Source organism: Mesorhizobium sp. NPDC059054, from assembly GCF_042739215.1.
Classification (GTDB): Bacteria; Pseudomonadota; Alphaproteobacteria; order Rhizobiales; family Rhizobiaceae; genus Mesorhizobium.
This window is the reverse complement of the sequence record NZ_JBHYHV010000002.1, coordinates 549,539-567,019: the sequence shown is the minus strand read 5'-3', so window position 1 is coordinate 567,019 and position 17,481 is coordinate 549,539. Positions and strand designations below refer to the sequence as shown.

At 61.6% G+C, this 17,481-nt stretch carries 14 protein-coding genes; 2 read left to right on the top strand and 12 right to left on the bottom strand.

Annotation, left to right across the window (positions count from 1 at the left end; all coding sequences use genetic code 11):
- Positions 1–12: 12 nt before the first annotated feature.
- Entirely contained in the window at positions 13–927 is a 915-nt protein-coding gene (locus ACFWXH_RS10445; RefSeq protein WP_379119925.1) for a LysR family transcriptional regulator, read from the bottom strand.
- A 111-nt stretch (positions 928–1,038) separates the two neighbouring features.
- On the opposite strand from ACFWXH_RS10445, the gene ACFWXH_RS10440 reads away from it, so the two are divergent.
- Positions 1,039–2,229: an MFS transporter gene (locus tag ACFWXH_RS10440; protein ID WP_379119923.1), complete on the top strand. Its 1,191-nt coding sequence runs from the start codon at positions 1,039–1,041 to the stop codon at positions 2,227–2,229.
- On the opposite strand, the gene ACFWXH_RS10435 is transcribed toward ACFWXH_RS10440, so the two are convergent.
- The 4 genes from ACFWXH_RS10435 to ACFWXH_RS10420 all read right to left on the bottom strand — a co-directional run bounded on the left by ACFWXH_RS10435 (position 2,226) and on the right by ACFWXH_RS10420 (position 7,280).
- Positions 2,226–3,491 carry an FAD-dependent oxidoreductase gene (locus ACFWXH_RS10435; RefSeq protein WP_379119921.1) on the bottom strand — a complete coding sequence of 422 codons (1,266 nt, stop codon included), beginning with the start codon at positions 3,489–3,491 and terminating at the stop codon, positions 2,226–2,228. The genes ACFWXH_RS10440 and ACFWXH_RS10435 overlap by 4 nt on opposite strands.
- Complete coding sequence (locus tag ACFWXH_RS10430) at positions 3,491–4,345, bottom strand: alpha/beta hydrolase family protein (protein ID WP_379119919.1); 855 nt, start codon at positions 4,343–4,345, stop codon at positions 3,491–3,493. The genes ACFWXH_RS10435 and ACFWXH_RS10430 overlap by 1 nt, the downstream gene beginning before the upstream one ends.
- A 171-nt stretch (positions 4,346–4,516) precedes the next feature.
- The gene (locus ACFWXH_RS10425) at positions 4,517–6,436 is read right to left on the bottom strand and encodes a potassium transporter Kup (RefSeq protein WP_379119917.1); all 1,920 of its coding nucleotides are present in this window, start codon (positions 6,434–6,436) and stop codon (positions 4,517–4,519) included.
- Positions 6,437–6,539: 103 nt separating this feature from the next.
- Entirely contained in the window at positions 6,540–7,280 is a 741-nt protein-coding gene (locus ACFWXH_RS10420) for a pyridoxine 5'-phosphate synthase (RefSeq protein ID WP_054308151.1), read from the bottom strand.
- A 118-nt stretch (positions 7,281–7,398) separates the two neighbouring features.
- Here ACFWXH_RS10420 and ACFWXH_RS10415 point away from each other — a divergent pair, with 118 nt between their 5' ends.
- Positions 7,399–8,286 carry a hypothetical protein gene (locus ACFWXH_RS10415; protein ID WP_379119915.1) on the top strand — a complete coding sequence of 296 codons (888 nt, stop codon included), beginning with the start codon at positions 7,399–7,401 and terminating at the stop codon, positions 8,284–8,286.
- Positions 8,287–8,401: 115 nt separating this feature from the next.
- Here the strand turns inward: ACFWXH_RS10415 and ACFWXH_RS10410 are convergent, their stop codons facing one another.
- The 7 genes from ACFWXH_RS10410 to ilvN form a co-directional block, all read right to left on the bottom strand.
- Positions 8,402–9,529, bottom strand: a complete 1,128-nt coding sequence (locus tag ACFWXH_RS10410; protein ID WP_054308436.1) for an ATP-dependent RecD-like DNA helicase — start codon at positions 9,527–9,529, stop codon at positions 8,402–8,404.
- 63 nt (positions 9,530–9,592) lie between these two features.
- Positions 9,593–10,480, bottom strand: a complete 888-nt coding sequence (locus tag ACFWXH_RS10405; protein ID WP_379119913.1) for a LysR family transcriptional regulator — start codon at positions 10,478–10,480, stop codon at positions 9,593–9,595.
- 359 nt (positions 10,481–10,839) lie between these two features.
- Complete coding sequence (locus ACFWXH_RS10400; RefSeq protein WP_379119911.1) at positions 10,840–11,388, bottom strand: NADPH-dependent FMN reductase; 549 nt, start codon at positions 11,386–11,388, stop codon at positions 10,840–10,842.
- 160 nt (positions 11,389–11,548) lie between these two features.
- Positions 11,549–14,707 (bottom strand): efflux RND transporter permease subunit, encoded by a 3,159-nt coding sequence (locus ACFWXH_RS10395; protein WP_379119908.1) that lies wholly within the window; start codon positions 14,705–14,707, stop codon positions 11,549–11,551.
- Positions 14,708–14,713: 6 nt separating this feature from the next.
- Positions 14,714–15,994, bottom strand: a complete 1,281-nt coding sequence (locus ACFWXH_RS10390) for an efflux RND transporter periplasmic adaptor subunit (RefSeq protein WP_379119906.1) — start codon at positions 15,992–15,994, stop codon at positions 14,714–14,716.
- A 191-nt stretch (positions 15,995–16,185) separates the two neighbouring features.
- Complete coding sequence (locus ACFWXH_RS10385; RefSeq protein WP_379119904.1) at positions 16,186–16,782, bottom strand: LysE family translocator; 597 nt, start codon at positions 16,780–16,782, stop codon at positions 16,186–16,188.
- A 109-nt stretch (positions 16,783–16,891) separates the two neighbouring features.
- A complete protein-coding gene (gene ilvN, locus ACFWXH_RS10380) occupies positions 16,892–17,464 on the bottom strand; it encodes an acetolactate synthase small subunit (protein WP_379119901.1) in 573 nt (190 codons plus the stop codon).
- Positions 17,465–17,481 lie beyond the last annotated feature (17 nt).

Below are 17,481 nucleotides of genomic sequence, written 5' to 3'. Positions count from 1 at the left end.
GGAATAGAACCGCTACCTCACTCTTGCTTTTTCGGCGACGAAATCGAGGAAGGCACGCACACGCGCCGGCAGCACACCACCCTGCCCAACATAGACGGCATGGATCGGCTCGACCTCGCCGGGACTGTAGTCTTCGAGCAGCGGCACCAGCCGGCCGGCGGCAAGGTCTTCTTCCATCTGGAAGCGGGCAACGCGCGCGATGCCGGCTCCTGCGACAGCGAGCCGGCGCATGGTGTCGCCATCGCTGACGAGCGCATTGCCCAGCGGCGCGATGCGCACCACCCGTTTTTTTTCGTCAAGGAAAGGCCAGCCTTCGATCAGCCGGGAAAAGCCGAAACCGAGCAGATTGTGGCTGGCCAGATCGGCTGGCGTCCGCGGCGTACCCGCACGCTCCAGATAGGCAGGCGAGGCCACCACGATTGCCCGGCTCTCGCCCAGCTTGCGCGCAATGAGGCTGGAATTGGCGAGCGGGCCGATGCGGATCGCCACGTCGGCGTGTTCCTGCAACAGATCCACCACCACGTCCGAAACGACAAGATCGAGCACGATCTCGGGATACCGTGCCAGGAATTCCGGCAGGATCGGGGTGAGCACCCATTGCGAGAACGCAACATTGCAGTTCACGCGCAAGCGTCCGCGCGGCACGGCACCTGCTGCCGCCTCGCGCTCAGCTCCGTCAACATCGGCAAGAATCCGCACGCACCGATCATAGAAAATGCTGCCCTCGGGAGTCAGCGCCAGCTTGCGTGTCGAGCGATTGAACAGCCGCGCACCAAGACGCGCTTCCAGCCGTGCGATCAGCTTGCTGACGGCCGAGGGCGAAAGTCTCAGTGCTCTCGCCGCTGGTGAAAAACCGCACAGCTCCACCACGCGCACGAACACGTCCATCTCGCCAAGGCGGTTGGTATCAATGCGGGAGGACGCCATTCGCTTGTGAAATCAATTCATGAATCTTTTGCCAGACGGCAGTCTAGTTCAAGGCAGGAACCCTGTCCATTTTCCGGTTCGATTGTTCCGCCCAACCCGGAAAGCCTTGTCATGCCTCTAGCTCTTTATGCTCTCACCGCCGGCGCCTTCGGCATCGGCGTCACCGAATTCGTCATCATGGGCCTGCTGATCGATGTCGGCAAGGACCTCGGCGTCTCCATTTCCGCCGCCGGCCTGCTCATCTCCGGCTATGCTTTCGGCGTGGTCCTTGGAGCACCATTGCTCGGCATCGCCACAGCGAAGCTGCCGAAGAAGCCGTTGCTGCTGGCCTTGATGGTGGTGTTCACACTCGGTAACGCGGCCTGTGCGTTGGCGCCGGACTACTGGACGCTGATGGCGGCTCGAGTCGTCACAGCGTTTGCGCACGCCACCTTCTTCGGCGTCGGCTCGGTGGTTGCCACCAGCGTCGTCGCTGCGGACAAGAAGGCGACGGCAATCGCCGTCATGTTCACCGGCCTTACCGCCGCTAACATCCTCGGCGTGCCTTTCGGCACCTGGCTTGGCCAGCACTATGGCTGGCGCTCCACCTTCTGGGCGGTCACGCTCATCGGATTTGTCGCGCTAGCCGTCATCCAGTTCCTGGTGCCAAGGCGCTTGCCGGCGGATGCCGCGACCAATGAAGACGGCAGCAGTCTCGCCGTTCTGGTGCGGCCCGCGGTGCTTGTTGGACTTGCCGTTACCGTTCTGTCCTGGATCGGCATCTTCGGCGCCTTCACCTATATCGCTCCCTTGCTGACCGAGGTCGCCGGCTTCCCGGAAACGGCCGTTTCCCCCATCCTGCTGGTTTTCGGCGGCGGCCTGCTCGTCGGCAACCTGCTCGGCGGGAAGCTCGCCGACAAACGCCTGACCGCAACCGTCATCGGCACACTGGCGGTTTTGGCACTAACATTGGTGGCAATGGCAGCAGCCATCCATCAGCAGATTGCCGCGGTCATCTTTGTCGGCCTTCTCGGCGCGGTCGGTTTCGCCACGGTGGCGCCGCTGCAGCTGTGGGTACTCGGAAAGGCCGGCGATGGTGGCCAGAGCCTGGTCTCGTCCTTCAACATCGCTGCCTTCAACCTCGGCAACGCGCTGGGCGCCTGGTTGCTGGGACTGGTCATCGACCACGGTCCAGGCTTGGCTGCCGTGCCTCTGTTCGCCGCCCTGTCGCCAGTGCTCGCGCTGGCCATCGCGACCGTCGCCATTCGCCGTGAACAAAGGCAGGCGCTCGTACCTATGGAAGCCGCCGCAGCGCGCTGCTAAACGGTTTCGACAGCCGCAACCGTCGGGCTGGTATCGATCCCGCTCCAGTCTCGTTCGGCAAGGCCGATCGGCCGGAATGGATCGACCATCGTTCCGGCCACCATCGAGGCCAGCAACTGCGGCGCCGGGGGTACCCGCGCCGCGGTCGCGACCAGACGGTCACGGATGAATGGCAAAAGCACCGAATCCGACTGGTAGAAGGGCGTGAACATCAAGGATAGCGCCTGGAAGGTACGCACATGCCACCTCCGCGCTCCAGCATAGGCGCCGAGTGCATCCTCAAGATCACCCTTCGTTTTGAGGGCATAACTCAACGCCGCGGCATCCAGCAACGCCATATTGGCGCCCTGCCCGAGCTGCGGGCTCGTCGAATGCGCGGCATCGCCGATGACGGCAAGCCGCCGGCCGGCTGGAGCTTTCAGCGTATGATGGCCATAGCGGGCGAGCGTGAGCTGGTCGAAGCTGTCGATCTGCGCCAGATAGGAAGCGCAAGCTGGCCACAGCGAGAGCACCCGTTCCTTCCACGCTTCCAATCCCTTCGCCCGCACCACCTCGGCGTCGGCCGGCCTGAGGCTCCAGAAGAAGGCCGCCATCTTGTCGCCGCCCGGTTCCGAGCGGCCGATCGGCAGCACCCCGATCATCACCGAGGCGCGGTCGTAACGCTGGGTGAGCGCATGTTCGTCAAACCCCTCGCCACGCCAGCCCAGCGACGTCCAGAAAGCACCGTAGGCGAGTGGTCGCGGTTCGGCCGGTTGGGCGACATGCCGGCGCAACTTCGAGCGCGAACCGGAGGCATCGACCACGAGATTGAACGGTCCGAGATTGCGGCCGTCATTGCAGAGCAACCGAACCCGCTCACCGGTCTCCAACGCATCCAGTTCAATACCGGTCTCAATGGAGATGCCGGCCTCGCGCACCGCGCGATAGAGCACGCCGAACAGGGCCGCCCGATGCACGGCAAGGCCGAAGCGTCCGCCCGGCCGCGCATTGTAGCGAACGTCGAGCACCGTGCGGCCGCTCGCGGCATCGGCGCCGTGCAGGCGCTCGATGCGGCTGCCGAGGGCAAGGATTGCATCAAGCAGGCCGAGATCGGCAAGCACCGTCAGCCCCGTCGGCTGCAGGATCAAGCCGGAGCCGACAGGCGACGGCTCATCGAAGCGCTCGAAGATGGTGACGCGGTGACCGGCACGGTGAAGATAGAGTGCCGCAGCGAGCCCTGCCGGACCGGCACCGGCGACCGCAATGTCGAGAGGGGCAACCACTACAGCGTCTTGGCGAACCAGTCGGCGGTCTTGGCGATGACCGGCTCGACGCCGCTGCTGAAATAGCTGAGCGCATGGTAGATGTGGTTTTCGCCTGGCAGCACTAGCGCTTCCTTGGGGTTTGCTGCCGAAGATGCCACGAACGGCTCGACATAGGCTCCGGAAAAATCGTCACTGCCGGCAATGGCGAGATAAGCGCCGCGATAGCGGGCGATAGCCGGCGCGAGCGGAAACCGGTCGAGACTATCGAAGAAACCCTTCTTGAGCACAAGCTGATGGTCGCCGAAGTCGATGACGGCGACACCCTTGCTCGCGGCCTTGTCGAAGGCCTTTTGGCCAACGTCGCCCACCATGTCCTTGTGGAAATCGCCAACCGAAGACCAGGTGACCAACGACTTGACCGTGCCCGGCTCCCGGTCCGCCGTCAGGATGGCAACGCCGCCGCCCAGGCTGAAACCGAGCACGCCGAGCCGTGCCGGATCGATGTGTTCATTGCCCTTCAGGAAAGAGAGACTGCTGAGTGCATCCTCCAGCTGGCTGTCGACGGTCAGGTCCTCGGCGTTGCCGTTGCTTTCACCGAAGCCGCGGAAATCGATGCGCAGTGAACCGATGCCCTTGGCGGCAAGTGCCTCGGCCTCGCGCTTGTATATGGAAGCAACCTCGTCGCGGCTGCCGGCAAAGCCGTGCAACATCAGAACCGCGGGTACCTTGCCGGCGCCATCCGGCAGGTTGAGCGTACCGGCGATGCCGTTTTCCAGCGTCACCACGGTTTCACTGGCCGTTGCGCTCATCGGCCAAGCCGCGATGAACGTGGCGCCTATCAGCGCCGCGTAACGTTTGAGCAAGGCGTGCATGGTGCCCCCCGTGGACTGTGGCCGAGAGTTGTCGCTCCAGCTTGCGCTGTCAACGCGGTGATCCGCCGCCCACGGTGAATTCTGAGTGAAGGACCAGGTCAAAGCCTACGCAGACACCCCGAACTTAGCTGGAAGCAACAACCTTTGCTGCTGCCAGACCTCTCCGTAAGGCTAGATCGTCACCTGCGTACCGACTTCCACGACGCGGCCGGTCGGAATCTGGAAATACTCCGTCGCGTCGGCGGCGGTCCGCGCAAGACCTATGAACAACCGGTCCTGCCACAACGGCATGCCCGAGTTGGGCGAAGCCTTCAGCGAACGGCGCGACAGGAAGAACGACGTCGTCATGATGTCGAACTTCCAGCCCTGCTTGCGGCAGATGGCCAGTGCCTTGGGGATGTTCGGCTGCTCCATATAGCCGAACGTCAGCGACACCCGCATGAACAGCTCGTTGATCGTCTCCATCTTGACGCGTTCGCTGTCGGGCACGATCGGTTGTGGCGCCGTCACTACCGAAAGGATGACATTCTGCTCGTGCAGCACCTTGTAATGCTTGAGACTGTGCATGAGTGCGGTCGGCGCACTGAGCGGATCGCTGGTCAGGAACACGGCAGTGCCGGCGACCACTTGCGGCTTCTTCTTGAGCAGGTTGCCGGCGAGGAAATCGAGCGGGATTTCGTTACGGCGGGTCTTTTCGAACAGATAGCGGCTGCCGCGCACCCAGGTCCACATCACCAGCACCACCGAGAAGGCTACCGCCAGCGAGGCCCAGCCACCCTCGAACACCTTGACGATATTGGAGACGAAGAAGCCGATGTCGATGAAGGCGAACAACGCCGTCAGCGCGACGGCAAGGCCAAGATGCCATTTCCAGATCCGGGTCATGATCACGAACAAGAGCACGGTTGTGACCAGCATGTTGCCGGTGACCGAGATGCCGTAGGCCGAAGCCAGTGAACTCGACTGCTGGAAGCCGACAACCAGCAGCATGACCACGATCGCCAGGATGAAGTTGACGCGCGGCATGTAGATCTGGCCGGACTGCCTCTCGGAGGTGTGCTGAATCTCAAGGCGCGGCAGCATGTTGAGTTGCACCGCCTGGCGCGTGAGCGAATAGGCGCCCGAAATCACCGCCTGGCTCGCAATGACGGTGGCGGCGGTGGCGAGCACCACCATCGGGATCAGCGCCCAGCCTTCGTTCATTTCAAAGAAGGGATGGCCGATCTCGCCGCCCCTCGCCAGCACATAGGCAGCCTGGCCAGCATAGTTGAGCAGCAGGCAGGGAAAGACGACCCAGAGCCAGGCGAGCACGATGGGCTTGCGGCCAAAATGGCCAAGATCGGCATAAAGCGCTTCCGCACCCGTCACCGCCAGGAAGATCGCACCCACGGTAACGAAGGCGACACCCGGCGAATTGAGGAGGAAATGCACGATGTAGTAGGGATTGATCGCAAGCAGCACTTCCGGGTCGTCGACGATGTGAACGATGCCGGAAACACCGATGGCGACGAACCACAGCGCGGTGATCGGCCCGAAGATCAAGGCTACGCTGCCAGTGCCGAACCGTTGCACGGAAAACAGGATTGCCAGGATCACCAGCGTCAGCGGCACCACATAAGGATCGAAGGTCGGCGTGACGACCTTCATGCCTTCCACGGCCGACAGCACCGAGATCGCCGGCGTGATGACGGCATCGCCGTAGAACAGCGAAGCACCGACCATCCCGATGCCGAGCACGATCGCCGAGCGTTTCTGGAAGGTGGCGCGCGCCAGCGCCATCAGCGAGAGGGTGCCGCCCTCGCCGCGGTTGTCGGCGCGCAGCACGAACATGATATATTTGATGGTGACGATGATCGTCAGCGCCCAGATCACCAACGACAGGACACCGAGAACATCCTCGCGTTTGGAGAGTTCGCTGCCGGAGGCCGCGACCAACGCTTCGCGGAAAGCATAGATCGGGCTGGTACCGATGTCGCCATAGACGACACCCAGCGCACCCAGCATCAACACCTTGGTGCTGTGCTGCTCAACCCCTGAATGCTCGGGCAGTTCGGTTCCTTCAGCCTCAGCGCCATGGTTGGCAGCGGCCATCGGTGACACTCCGTTTCAAGCGCGCGGTGCTCTACGCTTGCCGCAATGCAATATCAAGTGCCCCGGCGTCATGACGCTGATATTCGCGGGTTCGAAAAAACCTCTACCACCCGCACGCCTTAAGAAACCGCCCGATCGTACCTGCCATGCCATACTCCAGCGCATCGGCTGTCAAGCCATGTCCGATGGAGACTTCCGCCAACCCTGGAATGCGCCTCAGCAATGGCGGCAGATTCGCGACGACAAGGTCGTGACCGGCATTGACCTGAAGGCCCGCAGATATTGCAGCGTCTGCCGTTTTTCCAAGCCTTTCCAATTCTTTGGCGGCTTTTCCCGAATCGGAATGATAACCGCCATAGGGGCCGGTATAGAGCTCGATGCGATCGGCACCGATATCACGCGCAACCATCACGCCAGCGGGATCGGGATCAGAAAACAACGAAACGCGGAAGCCGCCTTTCTTCAGGCGCCTGACGATCGGTTCGAGAAAGTCGGCCTGCCCGACGAAGTTCCAACCATGGTCCGAGGTCGCCTGTGCAGGATCGTCCGGCACCAAAGTCACCTGCTCTGGCTGGTTCTTTTCCACAAGCTCGAGGAATTCCTCCGTGGGATATCCCTCGATGTTGAATTCGGCGCGGGGAAACTCGTCGTCGATCAGCGCGCGAAGCTCCGGCAAATCGGAATGGCGGGTATGGCGCTCGTCCGGGCGCGGATGCACGGTCAATCCGTGTGCGCCGGCAGCAAGCGCGATGCGGCCCAGACCAGTCACACTCGGCCAAGGCAGATCGCGGCGGTTGCGCAGCAGCGCGATGGCGTTGAGATTCACGGAAAGCTTGGCTGGCATGGTCGGCCTTGGGCTGTTGCGGGCGGCAGAAGCTATAGCCCAGCGACGTCGAAACAAACATCCTTTTTGGCTGTTCCAGCCGGCGGCTTCGATTGCGTGTCGTGACCGGATAGGCAAGATGGGCAACATCCGAAGGACACCCATGCTGATGCTGCGCATTCTCGATTTGCTTTCCGATCCCGGCAATGCGGCCCGCCGCAACGAGGATACCGCCGGCGGCAACACATCTTGCGCCTTCGTCATCGACGGCGCTACCGGACTGGGTGGCGAGCCGCTGCTCGACGCCACATCGGATGCGGCATGGCTCGCAACCTTCGCAACACAGGTTTTTGAAGCAGAAGTCGGCTTGGCCAACCCGATTGCCGATGTTGTTCGCAATTTGAACGCCCGCGTCCGGCAAGGAATCGTCGAAGCGTCCGCCGGCGAGACAATCGAAGCCTGGGCGCTACCGACCGCGAGCTTCCAACTGGTGCGCATGGAGAACCAGGAACTGGCCGTCTATGGCCTTGGTGACTGCCGGTTGTTCCTGGCCGGCGCGGATGGTGCCGCGTTCGAAACCAACGAAGACTACAGCAAGGCCGAAAGTGAAAGCGCCCGCCGCGCCGTGGCACAGGCTGGCGGCTTGACCGCCTGGCGCTCGCTGGCCGAGGAACCGGTCGTGCGCGAAGCCTTGCGCCGCTCTCGGGCGCGCCACAACCAGCCTGGCGGCTCGGTGTGGACGCTGGGTAGCGCACCTGAGGCGGCTGCTCATCTTTCCATCCGCAAGTTCAGCCCTGCCCTGCCGGCGCGCGGACTTTTGTGCACCGACGGTTTTTCAGCCCTGGCCGACAAATACGGCCGCTACGACAGCGCCAGATTGATCCAGGCTGCATCAGAACGTGGTCTGGCCACGTTGATGAGCGAGCTGCGTCGGATCGAACGGGAAGAGGATCCCGACGGACAGCAATATCCACGCTTCAAGGTAAGCGACGATGCAACTGCGCTACTGTTCGAGATAACGGATTAGAACGATCCGCCTGCTACATGCGGTCTACAGGTGGATATCGCCCATTGGCCGCCAACGTGAGGGACCGAAACGAGGTTTTGTCAGAAGACTGAGGACGTGGAGCGCTGACGTTCTGCTACCGCACCACCGTCAGCCGCTCGGCGGCGCGGGTGATCGCGGTATAGAGCCAGCGCTGACGCGTGTCCTTGAAGGCAAAACTCTCGTCGAACAGTACGACCTCGTTCCACTGCGAGCCCTGCGCCTTGTGCACGGTCAGCGCATAGCCGAAGTCGAAATCGTCGAAACGCTTCTTCTGCTGCCAGGAAATCTCCTCTTCCGGATTCTCGAAAGCGGCCTTCAACAGCTTGATCTTGGCGACGCCACGGTCGGGATCGTCCTCTTCTGGCGAGACCAGCAGGTTGATACCCGGCTTCACCGTCTCACGTGACGACGTCATCACTTTCCACAAAGAACCATTGAGCAAGCCCTTGGCCGGGTCATTGCGCAAGCAGACCAGCTTGTCGCCCGCCTGTGGATAGTCAGCGGTAAAACCCTTCAATTCGCGCAGGCGCTGATTGTAGCGCCGCCGGGTCTGGTTGCGCCCGACCAGCACCTGGTCAGCCTTCAGCACCAGATCCTGGTTGACGTCCTCACGACCGATGACCTGCGCGGCACCGTAGTCGCCGCGCATGAACTCGCGCCCTTCGCGCACGTCGAGCGCCAGACGGATGATCGGATTGTCGCGTGCCTGCCGGTGGATTTCGGTGAGCAGGTAATCCGGTTCATGCTCGGTGAAGAAACCGCCGCCGGAAATCGGCGGCAGCTGCGCCGGGTCGCCCAATACCAGAACGGGTGTGCCGAAAGACAGCAGATCGCGGCCGAGCTGTTCGTCCACCATCGAACATTCGTCGATGATGACAAGCGCAGCCTTGGCGATCGGGCTCTGGCGATTGAGCGAGAAGGTTGGATTGATCGAGGTCTTGCCGGTGGTCTCGTCCTCGACGGCTTCTTCGCCGCGCGGCCGATAGATCAGCGAATGGATGGTTCGGGCGTTCACGGCACCCTTCGAACGCAGCACCTGAGCCGCCTTGCCGGTGAAAGCCGCGAATTGCACCTGACCATCGACATGTTCGGCGAAATAACGCGCCAGCGTCGTCTTGCCGGTGCCCGCGTAACCGAACAGACGAAACACCTGCGGTTGGCCGATCTTCAACCAGCGCGCGACCGCCTTCAGCGCCTCATCCTGTTGGGGTGAAAGTTCCATGGCCGAGACAAAGGAGATTCTGTCGCCGACGGCAAGCCCCCATCGGCAGATAGCTGCCAACGGCTATTGCTTTGCTAGTCTTTCAAAAGCCTTCACGGTTTCGCGCAGCGCCCGGTCGCGCAACTTGTCGGTGCGCAGCACCATGGCCAGAGTACGCGAAAGCGACGGTAACAGCGGTTTGATGCCGAAACGTTTGGCATCGCGTTCATTGCCCACCGCTTGCCGGGGCAGGATCGCGCAGCCGAGCCCGGCCGCCACCAGTTCCTTGATCGCCTCGACGCTCCCCAGCGACATGGCCGGCTTCATGCGGATACCGGCAGCACCGAACCAGCCTTCGACGAGACGATAGGCATTGCCGCCCGTCTCGAACAACACCAATTGCAAGGCGGAAAGGGTTTCGGGTGTCATCTCGACCGGCATTGGCGCGCCCGAGGCAAAGACAGCAACGAATTCGTCCTCGACTAGAGGCGTAATATCGAGCGATCGGCCAGAGACTGGCAAGGACACCAGCCCGATGTCGATGCGGTTCTCCTGCACGGCCTCGACGATCGCCGCCGCGTTGCCGGTGCTGACTGCGATCTCCATCGTGGGAAAGCGCTCTCGCAGCGCCTTCAACGCCGGTGGCAAAAGATGGATGCTGGCCGTGGCGCCGGTGCCGATACGGACACGGCCGGGCTGATCACTGGCATGCCCGGCCATCGCATCCAGCGCGGCATCCACCACAGCGCCAATCTTCTCTGCGTGAAGAGAAAGCTCAATACCGGCTGCCGTCGGTTGCGCCTTACGACCGATGCGTTCGATCAGCCTCAATCCAAGCCGTTTTTCCAATTCTCGCAATTGCAGGCTGACCGCAGGTTGCGTCAGCCCTTGCTTTCGAGCCGCAGCTGAGAAGCTGCCCAGTTCGACAACATCAAGAAAGGTTTGCAACTGATCGAGCTTCAGTCCGCGCATACAAAGAAACTCTAATGCTTTGTATCAGCTATGCAAGAATTCCTTTGTGATATGCGTCACGCGATTATGGCGAACCATAACCGCTGAGATTCCCATGCCCGTCTGCGCCGCTTTCCTCGAACTGCTGCGTTATCTCGCCCAATCCCCATCGTCACGGCTACGGCAACGCGAGGTGCTGCGCGAGTTGGACGCGCATCTGTTGACGGACGTGGCGCTGACGAAGAGGCAGGCGACCGACGCGCGCCTGTCGGCAAGGAAAGCGCCAGCTATACCAAGCCATTCACTGAGCTTGCCGCACGCACCAAAAGAATAGGCCGGACGCTCGTGCATCCGGCCTTCTTCTTTGCTTCGAGCAAGCTCTATTTCTTGGCGTGCAGCGCAATATGCTGCTCGAACGCCTTGCCGAAAGCGGTGAGGAAATCCTTGGTGCCCTGATTGGTCAGGTTGCCGGCCTCATCGAACAGGCTGGCAGCGCCGCCGATATAGGCTTCAGGCTGCCCCATCACCGGCATGTTCAGGAACGCCAGCGATTGACGCAGGTGGTGGTTGGAGCCGAAGCCGCCAATGGCGCCGATCGAGGTGGAGATGATGGCCGCGGGCTTGCCGTTCAGCGCACCCTGGCCGTAGGGCCTCGAGGCAACGTCGATCGCATTCTTCAAGACACCCGGCACCGAGCGATTGTATTCGGCGGTGGCGAACAACACGGCATCGGCATCGGCGATACGCTTGCGGAACGCAACCCAATCGGCTGGCGGATTCGTGTCGAGATCCTGATTGTAGAAGGAAACGGCGCCGATATCGAGGAAGTCGAAGTCGAGACCTGGCGTCAGCGCGGCAAGCGCTTTGGCGATCTTGCGGTTGAACGAGTCCTTGCGCAGGCTGCCGACGAGTACGGCCACTTTGGTCATTGAAAATTTCCCTTGGATGAATGGATTGATGGTGGCTCTGACGCCGCAAACCATGGGCTTGCCCCACGGCCGCATCGTCCCCTCGCCCGACGCCAGACGAGCGGCACATTATTCATATTGAGGGAGACGGCAATTCAACTGATTGCGAACAGTCTGTAACCTATTCGGCCGCGACCTGACGATCCTTGTTCTCGTCGAACAGCGAAGGCTGTGCTGTTCCTTCAACCAGATGAAGATCGGGCTTCTTGCCTTTGCGGACAAAGCCCAGCAGCCATTGCGACAGCCACTCCATGTAGAGATAGATCACGGGCGTGACGAACAGGGTGAGCACCTGCGAGACCATCAGGCCGCCGACCACAGCCACGCCGAGCGGCTGGCGCAGCTCCGCGCTGGCGCCTTCGCCGATGGCAATAGGCAACGTACCCATGATAGCGGCAAGCGTCGTCATCATGATCGGGCGGAAACGCATGACGCTGGCCTTGTGGATCGCGTCGCGCGCACTTCGTCCCTCGCGGCGCAGCACCAATGCCACGTCGATCATCATGATGCCGTTCTTCTTGACGATGCCGATCAGCATCAGCAGTCCGATAACGGCGATGACCGAAACATCCATTCCAACGAGCCGCAGCGACAGCACCGCACCGAGCAGGGCAGAAGGCAGGCTGGTCAGGATGGTAAGCGGATGGATGAAGCTCTCATAGAGCATGCCGAGCACGATGTAGATAGTCAGGATCGCACCGGCGATCAGCAATCCCTGATTGGCAAGTGAATCCTGGAAGGTTTTGGCCGTGCCCGAGAACGAGGTGGCAATCGTCTTCGGCACGCCGATCTCGGCTTTCAGCGCCTCGATACGGGTCACCGTATCGCCGAGCGACACGCCTTGCGGCAGATTGTAGGAAATCGTCACCGCCGGCAGCTGGCCGAGCTGGTTGATGGTAAGCGGCCCTGCCGTGCGGTCGACACGGGCGAAGGCGCCGAGCGGCACCAGCGAGCCGCTGGACGTGCGGAACTGGATCGACAGCATGCGTTCCGGTGACCAGTCGATCTTCGGATCGAGTTCGGTGATGACCTGATAGCTGTCGGCCGCACCGAAGATGGTCGTCACCTGGTCAGTGCCGAAACCGCCATAAAGGCTGTTGAGCAGCGTGTTGGTGTCGATGCCCAGTGTCGCCGCCTTGTCGCGATCAACGATCAGGGATGCTTGCAGCGCAGTGTTCTGCAGATCGTTGTTGACGTCAGCGAACATTGAATGATCGGCCTGCATGGCTTCCGTCAGCTTCTGGGCCCAATCATTGGTCTCATCGGTCTTAAGACCCTGGACGACCAGCTGATAGGCGCTGGCGGAGGAACGCGAGCCTAGCCGCAGGTTCTGCACCGGTTGCATGAAGGTGCTGATGCCGGGAACGTCCGCCAGCGGACGCCTGAGGCTTGCCATCACGTCAGTCATTTCGGGCCGGTCGCTCTTCGGCTTCAGCTCGACAAACAGCGACCCCTGGTTAAGTCCACCGGAACCGAAACCGCCACCGACCGTGGAAGTGACATGCGCCACATAGGGTGATTTCTCGAAAACCTCGGCGACCTGGGCCTGCAGCTTCACCATCGCATCGAAGGAGATGTCCTGGCGCGCGCGGGTCGACACGGAAATCTGGCCGATGTCTTCCTGCGGCAGGAAACCTTTGGGCGAGACGGTGAACAGCCAGACCGACAACGTTGCGGTGCCGAGGAAGACGAGAAACACGATGAAGTGGTGCGCCAGGCACCAAGTGAGGACCCGGTCATAGATGCGCGTCAGCCAGCCATGCTGGTGTTCCCCGCCCTGCCCTTCCGGCTTGTGGCCTTTCGGCAGGGTCAGGAGATGCGCGGACAGCATCGGCGTCAATGTCAGCGACACAAACATCGACGCAAGGATCGCCACCGTCACCACGACCGCGAATTCGTTGAAGATACGGCCGATGACGCCGCCCATCAAAAGCACCGGGATGAACACCGCTACCAGCGAGATCGACATCGAGAGAATGGTGAAGCCGATCTCGCGCGAGCCTTTCACGGCTGCCTGGAAGGCCGGCAGACCATCTTCTTCCATATGCCGATAGATGTTTTCCAGCATCACGATCGCATCGTCGACGACGAGGCCGACCGCAAGCGTCAGTCCCATCAGCGAGATGTTGTCGATGGAGAAGCCGAGCAGGAACATCACGCCGAGCGTGGCAATCAGCGAGATCGGCACCGCCACAGCCGGGATGATCGTCGCCGTCACTCTGCGCAGGAAGACGAAGATCACCAGCACGACCAATCCGATGGTGAGCAGCAATGTGAACTGAACGTCATCGACGGCAGCGATGATCGAGGTCGAGCGGTCGTTCATCAGCTGGATCGAAGCAGCCGCCGGCATCTGGTCTTCGAAAGACGGCAGCATCGCCTTGACGCGGTCGACCACAGCGACCGTGTTGGCGTCGGGCTGACGCTGCACGGCCAGGATGATACCGCGTGACTTGTCGAACCACGACGCCGAAGTTGTGCTTTGCACGGAATCGATCACGCGCGTGACGTCGCCGAGACGGACCGGATTGCCGTTCTTGGTCGCGATGATGATCTTGGAAAAGGCGTCCGCGTCCTGCAACTGCGTATTGGTGGTGATGGTGAGCTGCTGCTGGCTGTTCTGCAGCACGCCAACCGGCGCGTTGCTGTTGGCCGACTGCACCGCTGCCTGCAACTGGTCGATCGAGATGCCGCGCGCGGCCAGCGCCGTCGGGTCGATCTGGATACGCACCGCGTATTTCTTCGAACCCCAGACCATGACCTGGGCGACACCATCGATGGTCGACAGCGAAGGAGAGATCACGTTCTGGGCGATGGCGTCGAGGTCGGTCAGCGGCACCGTATCGCTGGTCAGCGCCATCAGAAGGATCGGCGCATCGGCCGGATTGACCTTCCTGTAGCTTGGTGGCGACGTCATTTCCGGCGGCAATTGCCGCTGCGTTCGCGCGATCGCAGCCTGCACGTCGGCCGCGGCGGCATCGATGTCGCGGTTCAAGGCGAACTGCACGGCGATCGAGGTCGAGCCGAGAGAATTGGTGGTCGAAATCGAATCGACGCCGGCGATGGTGGCGATCTGCTTGATGAGCGGAACGGCGACCGACGTCATCATCGCATTGGGTGATGCGCCCGGCAGCGAAGCTGAAACATTGACGGTCGGGAACTCGGCGCTCGGAAGGGCCGCGACCGGCAGGAATTTATAGGCAAACAGACCACCCAGAATGAGCGCGATCGACATCAACAGTGTCGCGACGGGCCTACGGATGCAGAATTCGGAGATCATCGTCGGTCAGCCCGCCGTTTCGTTTCCGTTTGCCTTACCGGCCGCTTTCGGAGACTTGCTCTCGCCTGTCCCGCTGTTGTCCGTTTCACGCACGGCGGTTCCCGGCTTGAGGCTCAACTGGCCGTCCACCACCACTTTCTCGCCGTCCTTCAACCCACTGGCGATGGCGCTGTCGTTCTCATGGCTTATCGCCACCTTGACCGGCCGTGCCTCGACCGTGTTGTCGGCCTTCACGACATAGACGAACGAGCCCTGTTGGCTCGGCTGTACGGCCTGTGTCGGCACGGTAACCACCTGCGGCATCATACCGGCATTGACCGTCACATTCACATATTGACCAGGCCAAAGCTTGAGATCGGCGTTAGGCACGGTCGCCCGCGCAGTAATGGTACCCGATGCAGTATCGACCGCGGAATTCACGAAATCGACCGTGCCGGACCCGATCGATGCCGGATTGCCGTCCTTGTGCAGCGTCACCGAAACCGAACCGGGCTTGGCCGTCGCCTGCTGCAGCAAGGCAAGATCGGCCTCGGGAAGGTTGAAGGCAACGCGCAGCGGATCCATTTCAGTGATCGTCACCAGGGGCGTAGCCCCCGTACCGGTAGCGCCACCGGCCGTCACCAGATCACCGACACTGACGCTGACGGCGCCAAGTCGTCCGGAAATCGGTGCTGTAATCGTCGTGTAGCCCAGTTGCACGAGATCGGCATCGAGAGCCGCCTGGTCGGCAGCCACCGTCGCCTGTGCCGCTTTCTGAGCCGCCAAAGCCTGGTCATAAGCCTGCTGTGTGCCGGTCTGCCTGGCAAGCAGGCTCTTGGCCCGCTCTAGATCGGCGGCGGCGCTGGCTGCCAGCGCCTGGTCTTTCGCCAACGTTGCCTTGTCCTTCTCGACCTGCGCATTCAGCGCCCGGTTGTCGAGCGTGATCAAGACATCGCCCTGCTTGACCATCTGACCGTCCTCGACAGCAATGGTCATGACCTGGCTGGCGACGCGCGCATTGATGTTGGCCACCGCGGGCGAGGCCAAGAAGCCGATAGCATAGCGCTGGATTGGGAAATCGGTGACCTTCGCCGTTGCGGTCGCGACAGTGACGGCACCACGACCGCCGCCTTGCGCTCGGCTGCTATCGCCTTTGTTTTCAGTCGCCGCCTGGGCCGCGATTTCCTTTTCGCCGAACGGCAGCGCCTGCCAGACCTTCGATGCCCCCGCGGGCCACAGATAAGCGCCCGCAGCGACGACAACGACGCCTCCGATGAGCCCGATCAGTGCTTTGTTGCGAACCGTCAATGCGCCCTCTCGATCTAAGGTCAGGACCTTGCCTGCCGGTCCCGGCGCATCCGTATGCACCTCGTCGAATGAGGTCGTGCGCGATGAATCTCAGGCTAAGATAGCGCAACTTCGCGACTGAAAATGGTCAAAACGCCTTCATTACAAAGATTTAATGCGCTGCACAAATTCACGGTGGCGTGATCGGCGCCTCAGCGCAGCATCGGCCAGAGCGTTGCGGCAAGCGCCAAACCCATGACGATGTTGAACCATTTCAACTTGACGGGATCGGACAGGAAGCCGCGCAACGCCACGCCGAAGCCCGCCCAGCCCGAGATGGTGGGCAAGTTCACGATGGCGAAGGTGATGGCAATCACCGCCACGGAAAGGAACGGCCTGTCGGGATTGGTGTAGACCGCCATGGCAGTCACCGCCATCACCCAGGCTTTGGGATTGACCCACTGGAACGCTGCCGCTTCGAGCAGTGTCATCGGGCGTGCCTTCTGCTCGCCACCGCTCCCCATCGAACGCGACATCGCTATCTTCCAGGCAAGGTAAAGCAGATACGCGCCGCCTGCGATCTTCAGCGCCGTATGCAGCGCCGGGAATGCCGTCAGCACCGTGCCCAGTCCAAGACCGACGGCAAGTGCCAATATGAGAAAACCGATACTGATGCCGACCATATGCGGAATGCTGCGCGCAAATCCGAAATTCACGCCGGAGGCCAGAAGCATGAAGTTGTTCGGCCCCGGCGTGACAGAGGTCACGAAGGCATAGACGACAAGAGCAAGAAAAGCGTCGAAAGACATTGCGATCGTTCAGCTTTGGCGCCGGCAAAAAGGTCAGGCTAGTTGACCCTTTCCCCGGTCCAAGTCACGAAAATTGTTGTCTCGGTGACAATGCCGCCGCAGCGGCGCGTCACATCCCCTGAGGACCGCGATTCATCGCCGCCACCCCTGTGCGGCAGATTTCAACAAGGCCGAGCGGGCGCATGATGGCGATGAACTGGTCGATCTTCGAACTCTTGCCGGTGATCTCGAAGATGAAATGTTCGGTGTTGGCGTCGATCACGCTGGCGCGGAAAGCATCCGCCAGCCTCAGTGCCTCGACGCGGCTGTCGCCGGTTCCCGCCACCTTGACCAGGGCTAGCTCCCGCTCCATCGGCCGCTCCTGACCGAGTTCGGCCGAACGCACTGTCAGATCGACCACACGATGCACAGGCACGATGCGCTCGAGCTGGTGCTTGATCTGCTCCAGCACATGCGGCGTGCCGCGCGTCACGATCGTGATGCGCGACAGATGTTTCTCGTGCTCGGTCTCCGAAACGGTCAGGCTTTCGATGTTGTAGCCCCGCCCGGAGAACAGGCCGATAACCCGGGCAAGCACGCCCGGCTCATTGTCGACCAACACCGACAAAGTATGGTTTTCTGGCTTTTCCGTCTCTTTGGCTATGAAGTAAGCGGAGCCGGTGGGTTGAAGGTGCTGTGTCATTGTCCTGTCCTGTGTCT